This is a genomic window from Streptomyces sp. CB03238 (genome assembly GCF_002099185.1).
GTDB lineage: Bacteria > Actinomycetota > Actinomycetes > Streptomycetales > Streptomycetaceae > Streptomyces.
Map to the genome: position 1 here is coordinate 453,956 of NZ_NBCN01000003.1, position 21,560 is coordinate 475,515.

23 protein-coding genes and 3 pseudogenes are annotated in these 21,560 nt (G+C 71.3%); 10 read left to right on the top strand and 16 right to left on the bottom strand.

Features of this window, described 5'->3' with window-relative positions:
- The first annotated feature begins 84 nt into the window (after positions 1-84).
- Positions 85-576, top strand: a complete 492-nt coding sequence (locus tag BKD26_RS07070) for a hypothetical protein (protein WP_084896918.1) — start codon at positions 85-87, stop codon at positions 574-576.
- 343 nt (positions 577-919) lie between these two features.
- Here the strand turns inward: BKD26_RS07070 and BKD26_RS07075 are convergent, their stop codons facing one another.
- The 7 genes from BKD26_RS07075 to BKD26_RS07105 all read right to left on the bottom strand — a co-directional run bounded on the left by BKD26_RS07075 (position 920) and on the right by BKD26_RS07105 (position 6,896).
- Positions 920-1,315 (bottom strand): hypothetical protein, encoded by a 396-nt coding sequence (locus BKD26_RS07075; RefSeq protein WP_179166454.1) that lies wholly within the window; start codon positions 1,313-1,315, stop codon positions 920-922.
- A gap of 193 nt (positions 1,316-1,508) precedes the next feature.
- Positions 1,509-2,195 carry a uracil-DNA glycosylase gene (ung, locus tag BKD26_RS07080; RefSeq protein WP_084896922.1) on the bottom strand — a complete coding sequence of 229 codons (687 nt, stop codon included), beginning with the start codon at positions 2,193-2,195 and terminating at the stop codon, positions 1,509-1,511.
- 70 nt (positions 2,196-2,265) lie between these two features.
- A complete protein-coding gene (locus BKD26_RS07085; RefSeq protein WP_084896924.1) occupies positions 2,266-3,843 on the bottom strand; it encodes an ABC transporter substrate-binding protein in 1,578 nt (525 codons plus the stop codon).
- Between the two features lie 120 nt (positions 3,844-3,963).
- Positions 3,964-4,731, bottom strand: a complete 768-nt coding sequence (locus tag BKD26_RS07090; protein ID WP_084897010.1) for an SDR family oxidoreductase — start codon at positions 4,729-4,731, stop codon at positions 3,964-3,966.
- A 17-nt stretch (positions 4,732-4,748) separates the two neighbouring features.
- Positions 4,749-5,510, bottom strand: coding sequence for a 3-oxoacyl-ACP reductase FabG (fabG, locus tag BKD26_RS07095; RefSeq protein WP_084896926.1), 762 nt, complete (start codon positions 5,508-5,510; stop codon positions 4,749-4,751).
- Between the two features lie 145 nt (positions 5,511-5,655).
- The gene (locus BKD26_RS07100; RefSeq protein ID WP_084896928.1) at positions 5,656-6,039 is read right to left on the bottom strand and encodes a DUF3037 domain-containing protein; all 384 of its coding nucleotides are present in this window, start codon (positions 6,037-6,039) and stop codon (positions 5,656-5,658) included.
- Positions 6,036-6,896, bottom strand: coding sequence for a HipA family kinase (locus BKD26_RS07105; RefSeq protein WP_084896930.1), 861 nt, complete (start codon positions 6,894-6,896; stop codon positions 6,036-6,038). Before BKD26_RS07105 ends, BKD26_RS07100 begins: the two co-directional genes overlap by 4 nt.
- A 135-nt stretch (positions 6,897-7,031) precedes the next feature.
- Here BKD26_RS07105 and BKD26_RS07110 point away from each other — a divergent pair.
- Positions 7,032-7,323 (top strand): annotated as a pseudogene (locus BKD26_RS07110) (transposase); the annotation flags it as partial.
- Here BKD26_RS07110 and BKD26_RS07115 read toward each other — a convergent pair.
- The gene (locus BKD26_RS07115; RefSeq protein WP_084896932.1) at positions 7,295-7,573 is read right to left on the bottom strand and encodes a hypothetical protein; all 279 of its coding nucleotides are present in this window, start codon (positions 7,571-7,573) and stop codon (positions 7,295-7,297) included. The pseudogene BKD26_RS07110 and the gene BKD26_RS07115 sit on opposite strands and share 29 nt — an antisense overlap.
- A 372-nt stretch (positions 7,574-7,945) precedes the next feature.
- Here BKD26_RS07115 and BKD26_RS07120 point away from each other — a divergent pair, with 372 nt between their 5' ends.
- Positions 7,946-8,824 carry a HEAT repeat domain-containing protein gene (locus tag BKD26_RS07120; protein ID WP_179166447.1) on the top strand — a complete coding sequence of 293 codons (879 nt, stop codon included), beginning with the start codon at positions 7,946-7,948 and terminating at the stop codon, positions 8,822-8,824.
- A 247-nt stretch (positions 8,825-9,071) separates the two neighbouring features.
- Here BKD26_RS07120 and BKD26_RS39715 read toward each other — a convergent pair whose 3' ends face one another.
- From BKD26_RS39715 to BKD26_RS07135, 3 genes and pseudogenes are all read right to left on the bottom strand, one after another.
- Positions 9,072-9,275 (bottom strand): hypothetical protein, encoded by a 204-nt coding sequence (locus BKD26_RS39715; protein WP_143662619.1) that lies wholly within the window; start codon positions 9,273-9,275, stop codon positions 9,072-9,074.
- Between the two features lie 93 nt (positions 9,276-9,368).
- A pseudogene (locus tag BKD26_RS39005) lies at positions 9,369-9,701 on the bottom strand (transposase); the annotation flags it as partial.
- A 1-nt stretch (position 9,702) separates the two neighbouring features.
- Positions 9,703-9,822: pseudogene (locus BKD26_RS07135) on the bottom strand (helix-turn-helix domain-containing protein); the annotation flags it as partial.
- Between the two features lie 181 nt (positions 9,823-10,003).
- On the opposite strand from BKD26_RS07135, the gene BKD26_RS07140 reads away from it, so the two are divergent.
- From BKD26_RS07140 to BKD26_RS07150, 3 genes are all read left to right on the top strand, one after another.
- Complete coding sequence (locus BKD26_RS07140; RefSeq protein WP_084896938.1) at positions 10,004-11,197, top strand: cytochrome P450; 1,194 nt, start codon at positions 10,004-10,006, stop codon at positions 11,195-11,197.
- Positions 11,194-11,415, top strand: a complete 222-nt coding sequence (locus tag BKD26_RS07145) for a ferredoxin (RefSeq protein WP_084896941.1) — start codon at positions 11,194-11,196, stop codon at positions 11,413-11,415. Before BKD26_RS07140 ends, BKD26_RS07145 begins: the two co-directional genes overlap by 4 nt.
- A gap of 309 nt (positions 11,416-11,724) precedes the next feature.
- Positions 11,725-13,857 carry a prolyl oligopeptidase family serine peptidase gene (locus BKD26_RS07150; RefSeq protein ID WP_107417785.1) on the top strand — a complete coding sequence of 711 codons (2,133 nt, stop codon included), beginning with the start codon at positions 11,725-11,727 and terminating at the stop codon, positions 13,855-13,857.
- 41 nt (positions 13,858-13,898) lie between these two features.
- On the opposite strand, the gene BKD26_RS07155 is transcribed toward BKD26_RS07150, so the two are convergent.
- Positions 13,899-14,534, bottom strand: a complete 636-nt coding sequence (locus BKD26_RS07155) for a class I SAM-dependent methyltransferase (protein ID WP_084896945.1) — start codon at positions 14,532-14,534, stop codon at positions 13,899-13,901.
- Positions 14,535-14,668: 134 nt separating this feature from the next.
- Between BKD26_RS07155 and BKD26_RS07160 the strand changes: the two genes are divergently transcribed.
- Complete coding sequence (locus BKD26_RS07160) at positions 14,669-15,121, top strand: Rieske (2Fe-2S) protein (protein ID WP_084896947.1); 453 nt, start codon at positions 14,669-14,671, stop codon at positions 15,119-15,121.
- Here the strand turns inward: BKD26_RS07160 and BKD26_RS07165 are convergent.
- Positions 15,108-15,764: a cysteine hydrolase family protein gene (locus BKD26_RS07165; protein WP_084896949.1), complete on the bottom strand. Its 657-nt coding sequence runs from the start codon at positions 15,762-15,764 to the stop codon at positions 15,108-15,110. The genes BKD26_RS07160 and BKD26_RS07165 overlap by 14 nt on opposite strands.
- Positions 15,765-15,846: 82 nt before the next feature.
- Here BKD26_RS07165 and BKD26_RS07170 point away from each other — a divergent pair, with 82 nt between their 5' ends.
- Entirely contained in the window at positions 15,847-16,317 is a 471-nt protein-coding gene (locus BKD26_RS07170; RefSeq protein ID WP_084896951.1) for a pyridoxamine 5'-phosphate oxidase family protein, read from the top strand.
- A gap of 15 nt (positions 16,318-16,332) precedes the next feature.
- On the opposite strand, the gene BKD26_RS07175 is transcribed toward BKD26_RS07170, so the two are convergent.
- The gene (locus tag BKD26_RS07175; RefSeq protein WP_084896953.1) at positions 16,333-17,238 is read right to left on the bottom strand and encodes a LysR family transcriptional regulator; all 906 of its coding nucleotides are present in this window, start codon (positions 17,236-17,238) and stop codon (positions 16,333-16,335) included.
- 74 nt (positions 17,239-17,312) lie between these two features.
- Here BKD26_RS07175 and BKD26_RS07180 point away from each other — a divergent pair, with 74 nt between their 5' ends.
- Positions 17,313-18,260 (top strand): DMT family transporter, encoded by a 948-nt coding sequence (locus tag BKD26_RS07180; protein ID WP_084896955.1) that lies wholly within the window; start codon positions 17,313-17,315, stop codon positions 18,258-18,260.
- Here the strand turns inward: BKD26_RS07180 and BKD26_RS07185 are convergent.
- Positions 18,251-19,585, bottom strand: a complete 1,335-nt coding sequence (locus tag BKD26_RS07185; RefSeq protein WP_084896957.1) for an aminotransferase class I/II-fold pyridoxal phosphate-dependent enzyme — start codon at positions 19,583-19,585, stop codon at positions 18,251-18,253. The genes BKD26_RS07180 and BKD26_RS07185 overlap by 10 nt on opposite strands.
- Before the next feature lie 36 nt (positions 19,586-19,621).
- On the opposite strand from BKD26_RS07185, the gene BKD26_RS07190 reads away from it, so the two are divergent.
- Positions 19,622-20,272 (top strand): pyridoxamine 5'-phosphate oxidase family protein, encoded by a 651-nt coding sequence (locus BKD26_RS07190; protein ID WP_241518564.1) that lies wholly within the window; start codon positions 19,622-19,624, stop codon positions 20,270-20,272.
- Between the two features lie 237 nt (positions 20,273-20,509).
- On the opposite strand, the gene BKD26_RS07195 is transcribed toward BKD26_RS07190, so the two are convergent.
- Entirely contained in the window at positions 20,510-21,493 is a 984-nt protein-coding gene (locus tag BKD26_RS07195; protein ID WP_084896960.1) for a DMT family transporter, read from the bottom strand.
- Positions 21,494-21,560 lie beyond the last annotated feature (67 nt).

Here is a 21,560-nt window from a genome sequence, read left to right on the forward strand (position 1 = left end):
CAGCCGGTCACACCCATCACCCATGTGGGCCAATAACCGCGGTTGGCAATCCCCAAGAGGCCGGTCACCGACCACAGTTACGGCGTGCAACGAACGAGAATCACAGCGAAGGTCCTGGCGACCGTGGCCGTTGCGGCCGTCTCCGGCTGCGTGTCGGTGGATTCCGGCCCCTCACCCGCACCGGCCGCCCCGGAGGCGAGCCGCCTCGCCAACCAGGACGTCGCGCCGCAGATCCTGGAGGGCCCCGCGCGGGAGGCCCTGGAAGCCGCCCTGCCGCCCCCGGCGGCGCCCGCGGCGCCTCCCGCCCCCTCGCCGCCCCCGGACGAGCCCAGCCGCGCACCGGCCGCCGCACCGCCCACCACACCACCCGGCGCACCGGGCGCCGACCTGCCTGCCCGGATCCCGGCCGCGCCGGAACGGATCCGCGAGCAGTTGCCCCGCATCCAGCCCCCGGCCGTCCCTTCCGTCCCCGCCACCGCCACCGTCCCGGACGTCTGCACCCTCGGCCGTAGCCACGGCGGCTGGGACCCCGACAGCCGTCAGGCCCAGCTCTGCCGGGAGGCCTACGGCCACTGACCCGAGCCGAGCGGACCGGCCCGTCACCACCCGAACACCTACTGGCCCGTCGCCTGCCGGGATCACCCGGGCGCCGCCTACTGGCCCCTCGCCTGGCGGGGCCACGCGGGCGCCGGCTACCGACCCATAGCCGGCCGGGGCCACGCGGGCGCCGCCTACCGCCCGTCGCGTGCCCGGGCCACCCTGCCCGGCCTCGATCCGCACGAGCCCCGGCCCGCCACCGCGCGGGCCGGGCCACGCGGCCCCGACCCCGCACGGGCCGCCCCGTCACCACGTGGCGCCGCCCTCAGGTCGATCAGCGACCGGGGCCACCCCGCTCAGCCCGTGCGACGGGCCGGGGCCGTCACTCCGTGGCGAGGCGCTCGGCCAGGCGGGCGATGGCCGCGCGGACGCCGTTTCCGTACCCGTCGTCGGTCAGGGCGTCCGACGCGGCGCGGGCGCGGGCGAGGTGGATCCGCGCGGCGTCCGGGCGCCGCAGTTTGACGTAGTCGGCGGCGAGGTTGATGTGCAGCGACGGGTACAGGGCGCGCAGCGCCAGGTGGCGGCCGTCCACCCCTTCCGCGGCGGTCAGCGCCCGCAGGTCCCAGGCCAGCTCGTCGTAGGGGTCGTCCTGGGCGTCGGCCATGCAGTGCGCGAGCGTGCAGCGGTGGAGCGGGTCGCCGTCCGCTCCGAGCTGCTCCCACAGCTCTCCGAAGCGGTTGCGCGCCTCCTCCCGGTCGCCTCCGTGAAGCAGCATCATCGTCTGCCCGATCCTGGTCAGGACGGCGTCCTCCGACGCGTCCGACGCGCCCTGCTGCTGCTCGCGCACTGTGCGGCCTCCACTCGTCCCTCGGCGTCCCGCCCCGAGGCCGGCGAGGGCCCGGGGCCGGTGTTCCGACGCTAGCCGCAGTCACCGGCTTTCCCGCTCAGGCTCGGGCGCCGGTCACCCGCCGTCAGCCGCCGAGGTTCGGGATGCGCCAGTCGATGGGGGCGTGCCCCTGGTCGGCGACGGCCTTGTCGATCTGCGTGAAGGGGCGGGAGCCGAAGAACTTCTTCGCCGAGAGCGGCGAGGGGTGCGCGCCCTTGACCACCACATGGCGCGTCTCGTCGATCAGCGGCAGCTTCTTCTGCGCGTAGTTGCCCCACAGTACGAACACGGCCGGATCGGGCCGCGAGGCCACCGCGCTGATCACCGCGTCCGTGAACTTCTCCCAGCCCTTGCCCTTGTGCGAGTTCGGCTCGCCGGCCCGGACCGTCAGCACCGCGTTGAGGAGCAGGACACCCTGCTGGGCCCACGGCATCAGACAGCCGTTGTCCGGCACGGGGTGCCCGAGCTCCTCCTGCATCTCCTTGTAGATGTTGCGCAGCGAGGGCGGGGTCTTGACGCCCGGCCGTACGGAGAAGCACAGGCCGTGCCCCTGACCCTCCCCGTGGTACGGGTCCTGGCCCAGGATGAGGACCTTGACCTTGTCGTACGGGGTGGCGTCGAGGGCGGCGAACACCTCCTCGCGCGGCGGGTAGACCGGCCCCTTGGCCCGCTCCTCCTCGACGAACTCGGTGAGCAGCTTGAAGTACGGCTTCTGCAGCTCGTCGCCGAGGACGCCGCGCCAGGACTCGGGCAGCATGTCGGTGTCGGTCACGTCAACAACCTCCGGTGGGTGATCGCCTTGTCTGATCACAGAACTTACCGGTGACCACTGACAACCGGCCCTACCAGCTGGTCTTGCGCTGCAGCTCCCACATCTGCATGACCGTCTGCGGGTCCAGCGCACGCTCGCCGCCGGCGATCTCCTCGCTCGCCGCGATGTAGAGCTTGCCCTGCCACAGCGGCAGCAGCCGGACGTCGTCCACGATGATCTCCTGCGCCTGCTGGAACTCCTCCGTGACCGCCGCCCGGTCGCTCACCTTGCGGGACTTGGGCAGCAGCTTGTCGGTGATCTCCGGCCGCACGTACGGCGTGGACAGCACGTTCTCCTTGCCGACGAACGGGGCGATGAAGTTGTCGGGGTCCGGGAAGTCCGGGAACCAGCCGCGCCCGAAGACCGGGTACTCGCCCTTCTGGTAGCCGGCCTGGAACTCCTTCCAGGGCTTGCTCTTCAGCGTGACCTTGAACAGGCCCGACTTCTCGAGCTGCCGCTTGAGCTCCTCGAACTCGGGCTTCGTGGCGGAGCCGTAACGGTCGGTGGTGTACCAGAGGGTCAGCGCCACCGGACCGTCGATGCCCTCCTCGCTCAGCAGCTTCCTCGCCTTGTCGACGTCCGGCTCGCCGTACCGGTCGAAGAAGGCGGTGGTGTGCCCGGCGATGCCCTTGGGGACCATGGAGTACAACGGCTCGGCGGTGCCCTGGTACACCTTGGCGACCAGCGCCTCACGGTCGACGACCTGGGCGATCGCCTGCCGGACGGCGAGCTTGCTCACGGACGGGTCCTTGGGGTTGAACACCAGGTAGCGGATGTCCGCGCCGGTCGACTCGACCAGCTGGAGCCCCTCGTTCTCCGGCTTCTTCTCCCGCAGCTGGACGACCTCCTCCGCGGTCAGACCGCGGTAGGTGGCGTCGATCTCCTTGTCGCGCAGCGCTCCGACCATCGCCTCGGAGTCCTTGAAGTACCGGATGGTGACGGCGTCGTTCTTGCGGTTCGCGAACCCCTTGTACGTCGGGTTCTTGGTGAGCTCGGCCTCGGCGCCCTCTCTGTACGAGTTGAGCACGTAGGGCCCGGAGCCGGTGACCTTGCCGTCCGTGCGCAGCGCGTCCGCCGGGTACCTCTCGGGCGGGACGATGGACATGGCGGGCGTGGCCAGGATGAACGGGAACGTGGCGTCCGGTTCCTTGAGGTGGAACGTGACAGTCCGGTCGCCGCCGGTGACGACCTTGTCGAGAGACCCGAGGAGCGGGCCGGGACCGCCCTTCGCGTTGATCGTGCGGATCCGGTCGACCGAGTGCTTCACGGCCGCCGCGTCGAGCTTGCCCCCGTCGGAGAATGCCAGCCCGTCCTTGAGCCGGCATTCGAAGACCTTGCTCACGGTGTCGGTGAACTTGCACTCGGCAGCGTCCGGCTGGGGAGTCGCGCTTCCGCTCGGGAAGCTCAGGAGGGTCTGGTAGACATTCCGGTACAGCTCCCAGGAGCCGTCCCAGGAGGCGGCGGGGTCGAGCGTGCTGGGTTCGCTCATCGTGCCGACTACGATCTTGTTCTCCCCATCGGCGTCATCCCCCGAAAAGAGGCTGCATCCCGCCAGCAGGGATATGGACGCAAGGGCTGCAGCCGCCTGCAGACTGGTCCGGTTGAACACGTGCGCACGCTCCTCGTTCAGCCATGGGTCGGCCGACCATACCGCAGTGCCCCGCCGGGTCAATGTGATGGCCGGGCGGGGCACTTGGGGTCAATCAGCGGTCAATCGGGAAAATCGGGATCAGCCGACTCCGGCATTGAGGAAGATTCCGCCGTCGACCACCAGGGTCTGGCCGGTGATCCAGTCCGACTGTCCGGAGGTGAGGAATGCGGCGGCTCCGCCGATGTCCTCGGGAACTCCGAGCCTGCCCAGCGGATACGCGGCCGCGGCCTCCGCTTCCCGGCCCTCGTAGAGGGCCTGGGCGAATTTCGTCTTCACGACGGCCGGGGCGATCGCGTTGACCCGCACCTTCGGGGCGAATTCGTGCGCCAGCTGGAGGGTCAGATTGACCATGGCGGCCTTGCTCATGCCGTAGGCGCCGATGAAGGGCGACGGGGCGATTCCGGCGACCGACGCGATGTTCACGATCGCACCGCCGTTCTCCTTCTGCCACGCCTTCCACGTCTGCTGGGCGAACCCGAGCGCCGAGATGACGTTGGTCTCGAAGACCTTGCGCGCGACGTTCAGGTCCATGTCGGCCATCGGCCCGAAGACCGGGTTCGTACCGGCGTTGTTGATCAGGAAGTCGACGCGGCCGAACGCCTCCATGGTGCGCTCCACGGCGAGCGCCTGGTGCGCCTCGTCGTGGGCCTTGCCGGCGACGCCGATCACGCGGTCGGCGCCCAGCTTGTCCACGGCCTCCTTGAGGGCGTCCTCGCCGCGGCCGGTGATGCACACGCGGTCGCCGCGGGCGACGAGCGCCTCGGCGACGCCGTATCCGATGCCTCGGCTGGCGCCCGTGATGAGGGCGACCTTGCCGGACGGCGGGGGAAGTTCCTGTGCGGTCATGTCCGTCACCCTTCGGTTCAGTTGAGCGGGCCGCCGGCCACGTACATGACCTGGCCGGAGATGAAACCGGCGTCATCGCCCGTGAAGAAGGCGATCGCGTGCGCGACGTCCTCGGGCCGGCCGACCCGCTGCACCGGGATCTGGGTGGCGGCGGCGGCCTGGAACTCCTCGAAGCCCATGCCCACGCGCGCGGCGGTCTGCGCGGTCATCTCGGTGACGATGAAGCCGGGCGCCACGGCGTTGGCCGTGATGCCGAACTTGCCGAGCTCCTTGGCGAGGGTCTTGGTGAAGCCCTGCAGGCCGGCCTTGACGGCGGAGTAGTTGGCCTGGCCGCGGTTGCCGAGGGCGGAGGACGAGGAGAGGCTGACGATCCGGCCGAAGCCCGCGTCGACCATGTGCTTCTGGCAGGCCTTGGCCATCAGGAACGCGCCCTTGAGGTGCACGTTCATCACGATGTCCCAGTCGGACTCGCTCATCTTGAAGAGGAGGTTGTCGCGCAGCACGCCCGCGTTGTTGACGAGGATCGTCGGCGCGCCGAGCTCGCCGGCGACGCGCGCGACGGCGGCCTCCACCTGGGCGCTGTCGGAGACGTCGCAGCCGACGGCGACGGCCTTGCCGCCCGCCGCGGTGATCTTCTCGACGGTGTCCTTGCAGGCCGCCTCGTCGAGGTCGAGTACGGCGACGGCGCGGCCTTCGGCCGCCAGCCGGACCGCGGTGGCGGCGCCAATGCCGCGCGCGGCCCCGGTCACGACGGCGACGCGCTGCTCGGTGGTGGACATGCTGGTTCTCCTCGCCCTTGGATCCCTGGTAAGCGGCTAGACCGGCACGTCCATGCCGGTGAGCGACCGCTTAGTACCTTCAGCAGACGAGACGCTAGAGACCCTGGCACCCGGTGTCAACGGCCCACCGGGTGCACCCGGTCACTCAGCGCACCAGCAGGTCGAGCAGCCGCTCCGCCTCGCCCTCAGGATCGGCGGTCAGCCCGGTGTGCACGGGGCCGGGCTGGACGACCGTGGACCGCGGCGCGATCAGCCACCGGAAGCGCCGCCCGGCGTCGTCGCGCGCCGCCTGCCCCGCGTGCTCGCCGCCCTGGCACACGCCCTCCACGGCATGCAGGGCCGCCCGTACGCCGGTCACGTCGGCCTCCGGGTCCAGCGCCCGCAGCTTCGCCTCGTCGAGGTGCGTACGGGCACACACGAAGGACTTGGCGCGGCAGTAGACCACCACGCCCGCGTTGAAGCACTCGCCACGCTCGACGCGCGGTACGACGCGCAGCAGCGCGTACTCGAAGACGTCCCGGCCGGTCACTGGCTGCTGTCCTTGCTGTTCTTGCTGTTCTTGGCGGGGTGCGGCCAGGGGGTCAGGTGGTCGGTCAGCCACCCGGGGGCCTGGGACTGCTGGGGCTCGGTCCGCTCGCCGAGCGTGATCCGCTCGTGGATGGTGGCCGCGCGCGACAGCAGTGCTTCCACATAGGCGCGGCGCAGTGCGTCGGCCGTGTCGAAGCCCGGCTCGTCGACCAGCCACTCGTCGGGGACGTCGGCGGCGACCTCGGTCAGCAGGTCCTCGGTGACCAGCGGCGCCAGTTCGGCCGCCGCGCCCGCGACGTCGGGGCCGAAGGAGGTGAGGACGTGGTCGGAGGCGTCGTACGGCTTGGCTGCGGAGGCCTCGGCGCCCGGCCAGTTGTGGTGCCAGATCATGGTGGCGCCGTGGTCGATCAGCCACGGCTCGCCGTGCCAGACCAGCATGTTGGGGTTGCGCCAGGAGCGGTCGACGTTGTTGATCAGCGCGTCGAACCAGACGACCCTGCCCGCCTCGGCCGGGTCCATGGCGTAGGCGAGCGGGTCGAAGCCGAGCGAGCCGGGCAGGTAGTCCATGCCGAGGTTCAGCCCGCCGCTCGCCTTGAGCAGCTCCTGCACCTCCTGGTCCGGCTCGCCGAGTCCGATGACCGGGTCCAGTTGGATGGTGACCAGCTCGGGGACGCGCAGCCCCAGCCGACGGCCCAACTGCCCGCAGATGACCTCGGCGACGAGGGTCTTGCGGCCCTGGCCCGCGCCGGTGAATTTCATGACGTACGTGCCCAGATCGTCGGCCTCGACGATCCCGGGAAGCGAGCCGCCCTCGCGCAAGGGCGTGATGTACCGGGTCGCGGTGACTTCTGTCAGCATCTTCCCAGGCTATCCGACTTCCTGATCTTGCAATCGATACCTGCCCATAGTGGACGCGGAACGAGGGACTTGGCCATGATCACCCCTGGGGAGAATCTGGGGAGTTTTGGCTGACGTGCCTATCCCTCCGGCTTCCGAGCACCCCGACGGCGCAGGCCGGGCAAGCTCCACGGCGACAAGGGCTACGACTACTCCCACCTGCGGCGATGGTTACGCGAGCGTGGCATCACCCCCACCGCATTTGCCCCGAAAGGGTATCGAGACCTCCCAGCGACTGGGCCGACATCGCTGGACCATCGAACGCACCATGTCCTGGCTCGCCGGCTGCCGACGTCTGCACCGACGCTGTGAACGCAAGGCCGAGCACTTTCTGGCTTTCACGGCCATCGCCTGCACCTTCATATGCCTGCGCCGTCTTGTCGGCTGATGTGTCGACGCAAAAGCTCTATCGCCAGGGTGTGGTCGTATTGTTCGGCCACGTCCATGGGCGTCTGACCATCGGGGTCCGGGGGCTGCGGGTCGGCGCCGAAGGCCAGCAGGATGGCAGTGGTGTGCACGGTCAGCGGGCGTCGGCTCTGCAGGGTGCTGTCTCCCTCGACGTCAATGGCGTGCGTCAGGAGCGTCGAGTTGCCCTGCACCTCATTGGGATCACTCCCACTGGCCAGCAGGCGGGCCAATGTCTCGGACCTTGCGGGTGAGAGTGTTCGACTGAGTCAGTGGGTGACCGAGCCGAAGGGGAGCCGGGCGGGCTCGGACTGCTGCTGGTGTCGGTGCACCCGGACGAGAGTCCGGGGAACGGGATCCCGGGACAGTCCGTGTGGTGGTGCGAGTTCGCGCGGACGTAGTGCCCGTCCGCGCCCGGGACGAGTCCCTAGGCGAGGCAGTAGTGTCGCTCCTGGACACGGGCACGGGCGCAGGGTGGACGCATGAGATGGTGGAAGAAAAGGCGTGCCGGTACCGGGAATCGGTGTGAGCTGTGCTATGCGAAGCTGACCCCGTCTGCCGAACCGCCCAGACGGGGCAGGGTCTACGTCTCCGATGGCTCGGATGTGAAGCAGCGATACGTCAATCGAATGTGCTGTGACACCTGCTGGCAGCGCGGTGTCGAGCTCGAAGCGGAAGCTGAGGCACGATTCCGTCGCGCGAACCCGGTGGATGAGGTGTGCACAGCGCTGAGGGACGGGGACGTCTCCGTCCGCCGCGACGCGGCACACACGCTGGAGCGGCTGCGCGACCCGCGCGCAGTGGACCCGTTGTTCGACGCCCTCGGAAGGGAAGACGTCAGGCGGGGGGCGGGTGCTGCCCACGCCATGATTGAGGCGCTGGCCGCGATCGGCGGATCCGAGGTCGGGGAGCGCCTTCTGGGCCTGCTGCACAACGAGGCGTATTGGACCGAGAGATACGTCGGCATCGGGGATGAACCTCCCATGGTTACCGCCGTTGACTGTGTGAATCCGGCCCTGTTCACAGTTGGCGGATCGGAACTGATGCTGCGTGGCCTGCTCGACGTGCTGGGACATCAGGAGCAGATGCTGAGGTGGTACGCGGCGCGGGAGCTGGCGAACATTACCTATCGCAGTACGGTCGGCTACGGCCTGACGGTGAACGGTTCCCATGGCGAACTCGTCGATGCCGACCGGCAGTTGATCGTCGGTCCGCTGCGCTCGGCGCTGCGTGACAAGTTCTGGCTGGTCCGCGAGAGCGCGGCCACCGCTTTGGGGCACCTCGGTGACCGGAGTGTGCTGGACGACCTGCTCGCCTGCCTTGCCGACGACCATCACCACCGGGTCCGGTACTTCGCCGCGAAGGCACTGGGTGACCTGGGGGACGCCAGTGCCGTCGAGCCGCTCCGCCGCGCCCTCAGCAGCGACGTGGAGATCTCCGTGGCGGTAAAGGAGGCGCTGGCCAAGCTGGTGACGCGGAGCTGACCCCGTGCCCACTGAGGCCGTATCCGTCTCTTCTCCTGTCCACCCCCACAGGCGAAGGACGCGCTGCCGACCAGATCCGACCAGCGCTCTCCCCGCTCGGCCCTCCTCCTCGACGATGCGGTGCACCCGTCCTCGGGACCGCTCCTCCTTGTCCGCGGCCCGAGCGACGAAGTACTCGGCCCGGTCTTTCCGCGCGTAGCAGCAGGACTGGGTGGCGGCCGAGGACCAGGTGGACGTGCTTGTCGCCTTACGACCCACCCGCTCCAGATGGCAGGACGGCGCGTTCGGCGAGGTAGGCGGTCCAGTCGGGTTGTGAGTAGGAGGCCCATTTCCGGGCTGTGTGGACGTGGATGTTGAGGAGTTCCGCGAGGACTGGGGAGGGCAGTTGCCTCGCGAGGGCGATCAGCGCTGCACTTCGGGCGGGGATGGTGCGGAAGCCGTGGCGTCGCATCAGCAGGCTGTAGCCGGCGGTGCTGAGGGGCCGGCCGGGATCTGTCCCGGGGAGAGCCAGGCCTCGATGATGGGCCAGGTCGTTTCCGCAATGTCATGGCAGCCAGAGCTGTAGGCAGGCGAGGGTGACCATGGATTGGTAGTGGCGGGCGCGTTTGTCGTAGCGGGTGGCCAGGGCCTTGTGGTGCTTGAGCTTGTTGAAGCAGCGCTCGATGACGTTGCGGCGCCGGTAGGCCGCCCGGTCGAGCCGGCAGTGGCTCTCGCCTCGTCGGATACGGCCGTTGATCTGGTCGATCCGCTACGGGATCGCGGCCTTGATGCCGCGCCTGCGCAGGTATGCGCGGATCTTCGTGGACGAGTAGCCCTTGTCCGCGGCGACCTGTTCGGGCCGGGTTCTGGGGCGTCCTGGCCCGCACCGCGGGATGCGCCCGGCTGATCGTCGAGGTCGGACGTTCGAGCCGTCTGGCGATCTCGGCGTAGGAGAGGCCGTCGGCGAGTCCGGTCGCGATGCGCTGGCGATCCCGCTGGGTCAACCGCCCTCCTGGTATGCCGCCAGTATTGCCTTCGCCCGTCAGCCATTGCAACGTGCCGTTGCATTCGATCGCACACCATTGCATCAATTCAGGTTTATTACCTGCGCTTACGACTTCCAACGATTGACGACATCATGAATGCAACGTAGCTTTCGAGCATCTTCAAACACGTCATATCGCGAGATGAGGAATGGCCATGAGCGAGTCCGTCCACACCGTCACGACGCTGCCGACGGAGCGTCGGAGCGGCTGCCCGTTCGACCCGCCGGCAGAGCTGCTCGACGCCCGCCGACACGGCCCCATCAGCCGCTACACCCATCCCGGTGGGAAACCCGGCTGGCTGATCACCGGGTACGGCATGGTGCGATCGGTCCTGGCCGACGCGCGGTTCAGCTCGCGCAAGGAGCTCATGAACGTCGTCGACTTCGAGCTTCCTCCGGCGCCGCCCGGCGAGTTCCTCCTCATGGACGAGCCGGAGCACAGCCGCTACCGGAAGCCCCTGGTGGGCAAGTTCACCGTGCGGCGGATGCGGATGCTCACCGAGCGGATCGAGCAGATCACCGCCGACTGCCTGGACGCCATGGAGGAGGCCGGGCCGCCGACGGACCTGGTGACGGCGTTCGCCAAGCCCATCCCCACCATCGTGATCTGCGAGATCCTGGGCGTGCCCTATGAGGACCGGGCGTCCTTCCAGGAGCAGATCGACGCGTTCATGGGCGGGGAGGTCAGCGACGAGGAGCTGATCGCGGCCTACACCGCGACCCAGGAATACCTGGCACAGCTGGTGGCCGCCAAGCGCGCCAACCCCACCGACGACGTCCTCAGCGAACTCACCGACAGCGACCTGACCGACGAGGAGCTGAAGGGAATCAGCCTCATCCTCCTGGCGGCCGGATTCGACACCACCGCGAACATGCTGTCCCTCGGCACCTTCGCGCTGCTCCAGCATCCGGAGCAACTCGCGGCGCTGCGCGCCGATCCCGCGCTCACCGACGGGGCCGTGGAGGAACTGCTGCGGTATCTGAGCGTCGCCAAGACGTTCCACAGGACGGCGCTGGAAGACGTAGAGCTGGGCGGCCAGACCATCAAGGCCGGCACGACGGTCGTCCTCTCGTACAACACCGCCAACCGCGACCCCGAGCGCTTCACCGACTCCCACACGCTCGACCTCCGCAGGCAGGCCGCAGGGCACCTGGCCTTCAGTCACGGCATCCACCAGTGTCTGGGGCAGCAGCTGGCCCGCGTCGAAATGCGGGTCGCGTTCCGCGCGTTGGTCGACCGCTTCCCCACGCTGCGCCTGGCCGTACCTGCCTCGGAGGTCGGGCTGCGTCCGGAGACCGCGGACATCTTCGGAGTGAAGAGCCTCCCGGTCACCTGGGACAAGAAATGAGCACGTCGCACCTGAGCGTCGACCGCGAGCGCTGCATCGGCGCCGGCATGTGCGCCATGACCGCCCCTCACGTTTTCGACCAGGACCCCGACGACGGCCTCGTGCTCCTGCTCCACGCCGGCCCGCCCGCGGCCCACCGCGCCGCCGCACAGATGGCCGTCGGCGTCTGTCCCGCCGGGGCGATCACCCTCCACGAGCCGGAAGCCGGCGGCTCCTAGCCTCCGAGGGCGACCGCATCCGGACCGAACCGCCCGCCGCGCGTCAGCAGGGGCTCTCGCCCGCCCAGCGGGCAGCCGGGCCAGAACCGTCATTTCGATGCACGACGGCACGACACTCCGCTACCCGGTCACGCCCGGCGTTCCCGCCAGTGTGCCGCGCTTCTGGTGGTCGTGACGATGTCGCCTGATGCGGCACTTGCAAGGGTCGGGAAAGCCGTCGAGATGCCCCGTCTCCTGGTGATCCCACCGGACGTCCCGGCCGGTCCAGCGAGCACCCCCTCACATCACGTGCCTGTCATGATCTTCCCCATGGAGATCGCCAATGCCCTGGAAGTGCCGGGATTCCCAGGCCAGTTCGCCCGTACGCGCCGCTTCTCGCTCGGTGTCCCGGGCGGGTTCAGCGTCTCGCCGGACGGCGCGCGGGTGCTGTTCGTACGGACCGGTTCGGGCTCCGACACCGTCGGGCGGCTGTGGCTGTACGAGGACGGCGGGGAGCGGCTCCTGGCCGATCCGGCCGCGCTGGACGCGGGCCGGGAGGAGGACGTCCCGGAGGCGGAGCGGGTGCGCCGGGAGCGCGCCCAGGTGACCTCGACCGGTGTGGTGGGGTACGCCACCGACCGGCACGCGCGCGTGGCGGTGTTCGCGCTGGGCGGTGCGGTGTGGGCGGTACGGACCGGCGGCGGTGCCCCGTGGCGGGTGCCGACGGCGGGGCCGGCCGTGGATCCGCGGCCGTCGCCCGACGGTTCGCTGGTCGCGTACGTGACGGACGGCGCTGTCCGCGTCGTCCGCACCCACGACGGGACGGAGGACCGGCTGCTGGCCGCGCCGGAGGGGCCGGACGTCACCTATGGGCTGTCGGACCATGTGTCGGCCGAGTCGATCGGCCGGCTGCGCGGCCACTGGTGGTCGCCGGACGGGGACGCCCTCCTGGTGGCGCGGACGGACCACGCGCGCGTGGGACGGTGGTTCCTCTCCGACCCCACCGACCCGTCGAAGCCGCCGCGCGCCATCCGCTACCCGGCGGCCGGTACGGCCAACGCCGACGTGTCGCTGCACATCCTCAGCCTCCGAGGGAAGCGGACTCCCATCCGGATACCGGCGCAGGCCGATCCGGACACCCACCCTTCGGGCACCTGGACGGACCCCCGCTTCGAGTACGTCACGGCCGCCGGCTGGGACGCGGCCGGCCCCTTCGCCGAGGTCCAGACACGTGACCAGCGCTCGACCGTCCTGCTCGCCATCGACCCGGACACCGGCGGCACCCTCCCGCTGGTCCACCGGCGCGACCGCGCCTGGGTGGAGCTCACGCCGGGCGTCCCGGCCCGCACCGGCACCGGAACGCCGGTCGTGCCGCTCGTACGCGACGACGTACGCGGTCTGCGCGTCGGTGACGTCGCGAGCCCGCCCGGGCTCCACGTCCGTGCCGTCCTCGGCACGGTCGGCGACCGGGTGTACTTCACCGCGAGCGAGGACCCCACCGAGACGCACGTGTGGGCGTACGACCCGGAAAGGGCCTTCGGCCGTATCAGCCAGGAGCCCGGCGTCCACACCGCGACGATCGGCGGCGACACCGTCGTCCTGGACAGCCGGACGCCCGACGGGCACACCGTGACCGTCCTGCGGCGCGGGAGGCCCGCCGGGAGCATCGCCGTGCTCGCCGAGACGCCCCTGGTGACGCCGCGGCCGTCGCGTCTGTCGCTGGGCGTACGGCGACTGCGCAGCCACCTCCACCTGCCGTCGTGGTACGAGCCGGGCTCCGGTCGGCTGCCCGTGCTGCTCAGCCCGTACGCGGGCTACGGCATCCAGCTGGCCGTGCGGGCGGGCGGTTGGTACGGCGCGGTGGCCCAGTGGTTCGCCGAGCAGGGCTTCGCGGTGCTGGTCACGGACGGGCGGGGCACGCCGGGGCGCGGCCGGGCGTGGGAGACGGCGATCCACGGCGACCGGCTGACCGCCCCCCTGGAGGACCAGGTGGACGCGCTGCACGCGGCGGCGGAGCGGTACCCGGAGCTGGATCTGGAACGGGTGGGCATCCGGGGCTGGTCGTACGGCGGCTACCTCGCCATCGGCGCCGTACTGCACCGCCCCGACGTGTTCCACGCGGCCGTCGCGGGCGCCGCGCCGACCGACCGGCGGCTGTACGACACGCACTGGGAGGAGCGCTTCCTCGGCCACCCGGACGTCCGGCCGGACGCCTACGAGCGCTCCTCCCACGTACCGTACGCACACCTGCTGACCCGGCCGCTGCTGCTGATGCACGGGCTGGCCGACGACAATGTGGTGGCGGCCCACACCCTGCGGTTCTCCGCCGCGCTGCTGGCGGCCGGACGGCCCCACAGCGTGCTGCCCCTTCCCGGCGCGACACACAGGGTCACCCGGGAAGATGTGGCGAGCAGCCAGTTGATGGCCGAAGTGGACTTCCTCAGGAGGTACTTGATCCCCTGACCACGCCGCCGCCCGGACCGGTCACCAGCGGGTTTACGGGCTCAGCGGGGCGTACAGGCGTACGCATGCACCCAGTCGATGTCCCGATGGCCGGGCCCGTAACGCTCGCGTTCGTTGACGACCCGCACGTCGGGTCCGGTGAATCCGGCGGCCTCGAGCAGCGTACGGACGCGGTCCGCTGTCTGGTAGCGGAAGAAGCGGGCCGCGTCGGCGCTGAAGGACTCGACGAACTCCTCCTCGCCCTCTCCCTCCTTGAAACTGACGAACACCGCCCCACCAGGCCTCAGCACCCGGTGGAATTCCCCCAGGGCGGCCTGGACGAGCTCGTCCTTGAGGTGCAGCAGGGTGGCCTGGCACCACACCCCCGCGAAATCACCGTCGGCGAAGTCGAGCGCACACACGTCCATACGGCGGAAGTCCAGTGCGGGATGGAGCTCCCTGGCCCGTACGAGGAAGGTCTCGCCCAGGTCCACTCCGGTCACGGACAGACCGCGCGCGGCGAGGAGGGCCGTGTCCCTGCCGAAGGCGCAGCCGGCGTCCAGCACGGGCCCCGCCGGGTCGGGCAGCAGCCGGGTGAAGTGGTCGAGCTCCACGTCCGGGACCATGCCCTTCGTGGCGGCCTCGTACGTGTGCGTACTGTGTTCGTAGGCGGCGAGGGTGCGAGAGCGATAGTCCACGCCGGAAATCTACGTCACGCTGTCGTCCCGCCGGCCAAGGCCGTCGAGCGACTGAACACCTCGCACAGTGCTCCCGTACTTCCCCGTGACGCGAGACGTCGTGTAAGTCGACCACCACGGAAGGGGAGCCGGAAATGACCGGATCGCAGGAGACCAGCAGGCCAGTTGCGCGCCGTACCGTCGTCGCGGCGGCGAGCGGTGCCGGGCTGGCGGCCGTGCTCACCGCGTGCGGCGGATCGGACAGCCCGGCCACGTCCGCCGGCGACGCCCCGGCGGGCGGGAGCCCCACGAGCGGCGGGGCCGGGGGCCAGGTGCTGGCGAAGACGGCGGACATCCCCGAGGGCGGCGGCAAGGTCGTCGGCGACGTCGTGGTGACCCAGCCGACGGCGGGCGAGTTCAAGGCGTTCTCGTCGAAATGCACGCACGCGGGCTGCGCGGTCAAGGAGGTCGCGGACGGGGTCATCAACTGCCCCTGCCACGGCAGCAAGTTCGACGCGACGGACGGCAGCGTCAAGGCGGGCCCGGCCACCGCCCCGCTGGCGGCGGCGTCGATCACGGTCGAGGGCGACTCGATCAGGCTCGCGTGACGCCGACGCGTCTCGGGCGCTTCCAACAAGCCAGCACCTCGTCGGTCGTGGTGACCGTGGCGACCAGCGCGAGCGTGTGGCGGACCATCGCGGGGGTGTAGTCGGAGGGGATTCCCGCGATGGCGTCCGCCGGAACCACCGCCGTATAGCCGAGGTTGACCGCGTCGAAGACGGCGTTCGGTATCGCGACATTGGCCGAGACGCCGGTGACGACCAGGGTCCGGCAGCCGAGGTTGCGCAGCAGGGCGTCGACGTCCGTGCCGGCGATCGGGGACAGCCCGTGCAGCCGCCGTACGACCATGTCCTCCTCCGCCACCTCGATGGGTTCGGCGATCCGGACGGCGTCGCTGCCGCTGTGCTGCTGTACGGGAAGCCTCGCGGCCGCCCGGAAGAGCCGGGCGTTGCGGCTGGCGCCCCGCCCGTCGGGACGCCGCTCCGCCACGGCGTGCAGCACCTGTACGGAGGCCTCGTGCGCGGCGGCGACCAGCCCGGCCACCCGGTGCAGGGCGCCGGACGACCGTGCCTCGGCGGCGAGTTCGGGCAGGGCGCCGTCCGGGCCCACGACGCCGCGCTGGCACTCGACGGTGAGCAGCACCGTATGGGCGGGGTCGAGCTGCTCGCGGAGCTGTTCGAACGTCGGCATGCGGCGGGAGGGTAGCCCCCATTGCGCGGGGGCGGAAGAGAGCCCATGCTTTCTGACACACCATCAGAAAGCGAGGCGGCCGATGGCGGTCACCCAGCGCCGGGGCCGGCGCATCATGATGTCGCAGCCCGAACTCGACGCGTACCTCACCGAGCAGCGCACCTGCCGGGTGGCGACCGTCTCCCCCGACGGCCGGCCGCATGTCGGCGCCCTGTGGTTCGCCTGGGACGGGACGTCGCTGTGGCTGTACTCGCTCATCCGCAGCCGGCGCTGGGCGGACCTGCGCCGCGACCCGCGGATCGCCGTCGTGGTCGACGACGGCGAGGAGTACGGCGAGCTGCGGGGCGTGGAGCTGTCCGGCACGGCGGTCTTCGTCGGGGAGGCCCCCCGCACCGGAGAGCCGTGCCCCGGCCTGGACACGGTGGAGCGGCTGTTCGCCCGCAAGAACTTCGGCCTGGACACCATGCCGCACGACGGCCGCCACGCATGGCTGCGGCTGACCCCGGACGCCGTCGCGTCCTGGGACTTCCGCAAGCTGAACAACGCCCACTGACCCCCCCCCCGGCCGTCAGCTCCCCACCGACCGCCCCACCTCCCGCAGCGCCTCCACGGCCGCCCGGATCGACGGCCGCCGGTCCGCGTCCGTCCGCCACACCGCGTAGATGTGGCGCCGCATCTGATGGCGTACGGGTACGAGGACGACGCCCGCGGGCACGGCCCCGCGCCCCAGCCGGGGTGTGACGCACACGCCGAGCCCGGCCTGGATGAGCGCCAGCTGTGTGTGGTGCTCCCCCGCCAGGTGCGCGATGCGCGGCTCGACGCCCTTGGAGCGCAGCGTGAACATCAGCCACTCGTAACAGAACTCACCCTCCGGCCAGGACACCCAGTCCTCGTCCGCGAGCTCCTCCAGGTCCACCTCCGCCCGTCCGGCGAGCGCGTGCCCCGCCGGGAGCGCCACGTCGGCGGCGTCGTCCAGCAGCTGCGCCCTGGCCAGCCCGGCCGGGACGGGCAGCCGCTTGTTGCTCCAGTCGAGCACGACCGCCAGGTCCATGTCGCCGCGCATCACCTGCCGTATGCCGTGCTCGGGCTCCAGCTCACTGGTGCGTACCACCAGGTCGGGGTGGTCGCGCCGCAGTGCGGAGACCGCCCCCGGGAACAGCCCGCGCGCCGCCGTAGGAAACCCGGCCAGGCGCACCTCACCCACCACCTGTCCGCGCTGCGCCTCGATGTCCGCCTGGGCCAGCTCCACCTGGGACAGGATCCGCGCGGCGTGATCGGCGAGGAGCAGACCGGCGTCGGTGAGCCGGACACCGCGGCCGTTCTTCGCGACGAGCTGCTGCCCGACCTCCCGTTCCAGCTTGGCGAGTTGCTGCGACACCGCCGACGTGGTCACATGCAGGCCCTCCGCCGCACCGCTCACGGAGCCGTGGCGGGCGAGGGCGTCGAGGGTACGGAGGCGCTCCAGGTTCAACATGTAAGCAATACTAAGCATAGCCCGTCACAAAAACTCGCTTGTCCTAACACATACTGGCAGCCATCGTGTGCGGCATGAGCACCGCAACCTCCCACCGTCCGCCGCGCACCGCACCCGCCACCAGCCGCGTACCGCGCCCCGCCCTCGACTGGCGCGTCCGCTTCGCGCTGCTGTCCCTCGTCTGGGGCTTCAGCTTCCTCCTCATCAAGGTCGGCACCGAGGCCTATGCCCCCTTCCAGGTCACCCTCGGCCGCCTGCTGTTCGGTACGGCGGTGCTCGCCGTCGCCATGGCAGTGAAGCGCGCGAAGCTGCCGCGCGGCGCCCGCACCTGGGGCCACCTGGCAGTGGCCGCGTTCTTCCTCAACGCCCTGCCGTTCTCCCTCTTCGCGTACGCCGAGCTGACGATCCCCTCGACGCTCGCCGGCATCTGCAACGCCACCTCCCCGCTGTGGGGCATGGCCCTGTCCCTGGTCGCCCTGTCCGAGGACCGCCCGACGCGCCGCCGGGTGGCAGGCCTGGGCCTGGGCTTCATCGGCGTACTGACCGTCCTCGGGGCCTGGCAGGGCTTCTCCGGACTGGACGTCACGGGCACCGCGATGGCCCTGCTGGCCTCGCTCAGCTACCCCATCGGCTGGATCTACGTCCGCCGTACGCTCGTCGGCCGCAGCGAGTCGCACCTCTCCCTCACCGGTGCGCAGCTCTTCCTGGCCACCGTCCAACTGGGCGTGGTCACACCGCTGTTCACGAGCCGGCCGACCGCCTTCCCGGTCGTGCCGCTGCTCGCGGTGATCGCGCTCGGCGCGCTGGGCACCGGCCTCGCGGTACTGCTCCAGTACGGGATCGTCGCGGAGGTCGGCCCGACGACCGGCCAGATGGTCACCTACTTCATCCCGGTCATCGCCACCGCCGCGGGCGTCACACTCCTGGACGAGGCGCTGACCTGGAACACGCCGGTCGGGGCACTGATCGTGCTCGCCGGAGCGGCCCTCACCCAGAAGACCGGCACGGCACGTCAGCCGTGACTGCGCGCCTCCATCGGCTCGACCGCCGCCGCCACCGCGTCGGCGAGCGGCTCCAGGTCCGCCACCGGCAGGCCCGACACGGTGATCCGTACGCCCGGCCCGGCGGCCATCCGGAACCGGGCCCCGGGCGCCACCGCCCACCCCGCGTGCAGCAGGCGCGCCACCGTGCCGGTCTCGTCGGCCACCGGCACCCACACGTTCATGCCGCTGCGCCCGTGCGCCGCGACGCCCCGCCGCGCCAGGGCCGCCACGAGCCCGTCGCGCCGTTCCCCGTACGCCGCCGCGACCGCCCGCGCGTCCACCGCGCCGGTCTCCCACAGGTGCACCACGGCACGCTGCAGCAGGTGGCTCACCCAGCCGGGCCCGAGCCGCTGGCGCCCCAGCACCCGGTCGACGGTGACCGCGTCGCCGGTCAGGGCGGCCACCCGCAGATCCGGCCCGTACGCCTTGGAGACCGACCGCACCAGCACCCAGTGGTCGGTCACGCCCCCGAGCGGGTGAAGCGGCAGGTCCACCAACCCGTACCCGTGGTCGTCCTCGATCACCAGCACGCCAGGATGTGCGGCCAGCATCCGCCGCAGCTCCACCGCCCGCGCCGCGCCCAGCGCCGCACCGGTCGGGTTCTGCACCCGGTCGGTCACGATCAGCGCCCGCGCCCCGGCGTCGCGGAGCGCCCGCTCCACCTCGCCCGGCAGCGGCCCGTCGTCGTCGAGGGCGACCGGCACGGGTTTCAGCCCCAGCGCCGGTACGAGATCGAGGAGGGCGCCCCAGCCGGGATCCTCGACCGCCACGGCGTCACCGGGGCGCAGGTGCGCGGCGAGCACCCGCTCGATGGCGTCCAGGGAGCCGGACGTGACGGCGACCGGCCCGTCGGGCACCCCGTCCGCGTCCAGCGCGGCCCGGGCGAGCCGCGCGAAGCCCTCGTCCACCGGGGCCTGTCCGTACAGCCCCGGCTCCTGGGCCGCACGCCGCGCCACGACCGCCAGCGCCTCGCCGAGCGGCGGCAACAGGGCCGGGTCGGGGTTGCCCTTCCCCACGTCCCGTACGCCCGCCGGCGCGTCGATCCGGATGGACCCGCGCGCCGTGGTGGCCGGACGGGGCCGCACCCGACTGCCCCGGCGCCCGGCCGTCTCGATCACCCCGCGCTCGCGCAGGGTGCGGTAGGCGGCCGCGACCGTATTGGGGTTGACTCCCAACCGGGCCGCCAACTCCCGCATGGGCGGCAGCAGTTGCCCCGGCTCCAGCGCACCGGAACCGACACCCGCCTCCACACTCGCGGCAATCTCCGATGCGCGACGCCCAACAATCCGATATTCTCCTACCACAAACCAGATTATGCACTAGTGCAATGGAGTCCACAAGTGACGTACCAGCCCACCGACCGCACCGTCCCCACCCGCTCCCGGGACCGTGCCTCGTACGACCGCGAGTTGGTGCACGCGATACTCGACGAGGCGTACGTCTGCCACCTCGGTTTCGTCCGCGACGGCGCGCCCGTCGTCCTGCCCACGCTGTACGGCCGTGTCGGCGAGCGCCTCTACGTCCACGGTTCCAGCGGCTCGCGACCGCTGCGGATGGCGGGCCAGGCCGACCCGGGCCTCGCCGTCTGCCTGACCGTCACCCACGTCGACGGCCTGGTCCTGGCCCGCTCCGCCTTCCACCACTCGATCAACTACCGCTCGGTCGTGGTCCACGGCATCGCCCACCAGGTCACCGACCCCGACGAGAAGCGCGCCGCGCTCGACGCCCTCGTCGACCATGTCGTCCCCGGCCGCTCCGCCGACTCACGGCCGGCCAACGCCAAGGAGCTCGCCGCTACCGCCGTGCTCCGCCTCGACCTCGACGAGGTGTCCGCCAAGCTCCGCACCGGCGGCCCCAACGACGACCCCGAGGACCTCACGCTCCCCCACTGGACGGGCGTCGTCCCGCTCCAGACCACGTACGGCACCCCGATCCCGGCGTCCGACCTGGCCCCAGCGATCCCCGTCCCCAGCTACGTCACCGCGCTCTGAGACGAGAAGTAACCCCCACCGGCCTGCAGTCGAGCGACAGCCGGGGTGGGGCCGTGCAGGGTCGTCCCCGCAGAGGCCGGCGGCAACGGCAGGGCTCCCAACCTGACGCACCCATGGCCGCCGGCCTCGAGGAGACGAGCCCGGAGGAGCCACGCCCCCCACCCACCGGCAGCAGACGACCCGCACGTACCCAGCCGCATGACGCAACCAACCACCGGCACAGGCCCCCCGCCCGACTCAGGCCGGCACCCCCGCCCGCCGCCTCCCCACCGCGCCCCGCGCCTCCGCGGCCGCCAGCCCGGCAACCGCACCGAGCAGCAGCAGCGTCCCGCCGACCGTCGCCCCGGTCAGCCGCTCACCGAGCACCGTGACCGCGATGACCGCCGCGCTCACCGGCTCCAAGAGCATGATCACGGAGACGGTCGCGGCGCGCACCACGGCCGCGCCCGCGAAGTACAGCGCGTACGCCAGCGCGGTCGGCACGGCCGCCACGTACACCAACAACCCCACCACCTGCGCGAGTTCGGCGGTGTGCGGGACCAGCCCCTCGGCCGCCGCCATCGGCAGCAGCCCCACCGCACCGACCGCGAAGGCCCAGGTGCTCGTGGCCAGCGCGTCACCACCGCCACCGTGCCGCCCGAGCCACCGCGTCAGCAGCGTGATCGCCGCGTACCCGGCGGCGGACAGCACCGCGAAGCCGACCCCGGCCGGCCGCACGTCCACGCCCCCGCCGCCCCCGCCGCCGAGCACCAGCACGGCGAGTCCGGCCAGCGCACCCGCGACGGCGACGACTCCGCCGCGCCCGAGCCGCTCCCCCATGGTCAGCCGCGCGCCGAGCGCGATGAGTACGGGACCGGCGCCGAGCGTGACGACCGTACCGACCGCGAGGCCGGTCGCCTCGACGGCGGCGAAGTAGGCGCTCTGGAAGAAGGTGAGCCCGATCCCCGTACCGAGGATGCGCAGCAACCGCCGCCGCCGGGACTCGACGGCCCTCGGCATACGGCGGCGACGGCGGCGCACCGCGAGCGCGCCCATCAGCAGCACGAGGCCGCCGACGCAGCGCCAGAACGACAGGGCCAGTGGGCCGAGGTCGCTGACCAGGAACACCAGCGAGGCGGCCGCCCCGGCGGTGCCCCAGGCGACCCCGGCGACGATCAGATAGAAGAGACTGCGCCCGACAGACAAACCGGACACAGTAGGCACAACAGAAGCATTCGACACGCGCACTTCTCCGCACGAAGACAGACAGGATGGTTGGCCGCTCGACTCCGCACGCGGGCAGCGACGA

Excerpts from the sequence above, each read along its gene's own strand:
- BKD26_RS07075 (WP_179166454.1), bottom strand. The coding sequence starts at position 1,315 with ATGATGCTGCTTCACGGAGGCGACCGGGAGGAGGCGCGCAACCGCTTC.
- BKD26_RS07090 (WP_084897010.1), bottom strand. The coding sequence starts at position 4,731 with ATGACCGCACAGGAACTTCCCCCGCCGTCCGGCAAGGTCGCCCTCATC.
- fabG (WP_084896926.1), bottom strand. The coding sequence starts at position 5,510 with ATGTCCACCACCGAGCAGCGCGTCGCCGTCGTGACCGGGGCCGCGCGC.
- BKD26_RS07105 (WP_084896930.1), bottom strand. The coding sequence starts at position 6,896 with ATGCTGACAGAAGTCACCGCGACCCGGTACATCACGCCCTTGCGCGAG.
- BKD26_RS39715 (WP_143662619.1), bottom strand. The coding sequence starts at position 9,275 with ATGCGACGCCACGGCTTCCGCACCATCCCCGCCCGAAGTGCAGCGCTG.
- BKD26_RS07140 (WP_084896938.1), top strand. The coding sequence starts at position 10,004 with ATGAGCGAGTCCGTCCACACCGTCACGACGCTGCCGACGGAGCGTCGG.
- BKD26_RS07145 (WP_084896941.1), top strand. The coding sequence starts at position 11,194 with ATGAGCACGTCGCACCTGAGCGTCGACCGCGAGCGCTGCATCGGCGCC.
- BKD26_RS07150 (WP_107417785.1), top strand. The coding sequence starts at position 11,725 with ATGGAGATCGCCAATGCCCTGGAAGTGCCGGGATTCCCAGGCCAGTTC.
- BKD26_RS07160 (WP_084896947.1), top strand. The coding sequence starts at position 14,669 with ATGACCGGATCGCAGGAGACCAGCAGGCCAGTTGCGCGCCGTACCGTC.
- BKD26_RS07165 (WP_084896949.1), bottom strand. The coding sequence starts at position 15,764 with ATGCCGACGTTCGAACAGCTCCGCGAGCAGCTCGACCCCGCCCATACG.
- BKD26_RS07170 (WP_084896951.1), top strand. The coding sequence starts at position 15,847 with ATGGCGGTCACCCAGCGCCGGGGCCGGCGCATCATGATGTCGCAGCCC.
- BKD26_RS07175 (WP_084896953.1), bottom strand. The coding sequence starts at position 17,238 with ATGTTGAACCTGGAGCGCCTCCGTACCCTCGACGCCCTCGCCCGCCAC.
- BKD26_RS07180 (WP_084896955.1), top strand. The coding sequence starts at position 17,313 with ATGAGCACCGCAACCTCCCACCGTCCGCCGCGCACCGCACCCGCCACC.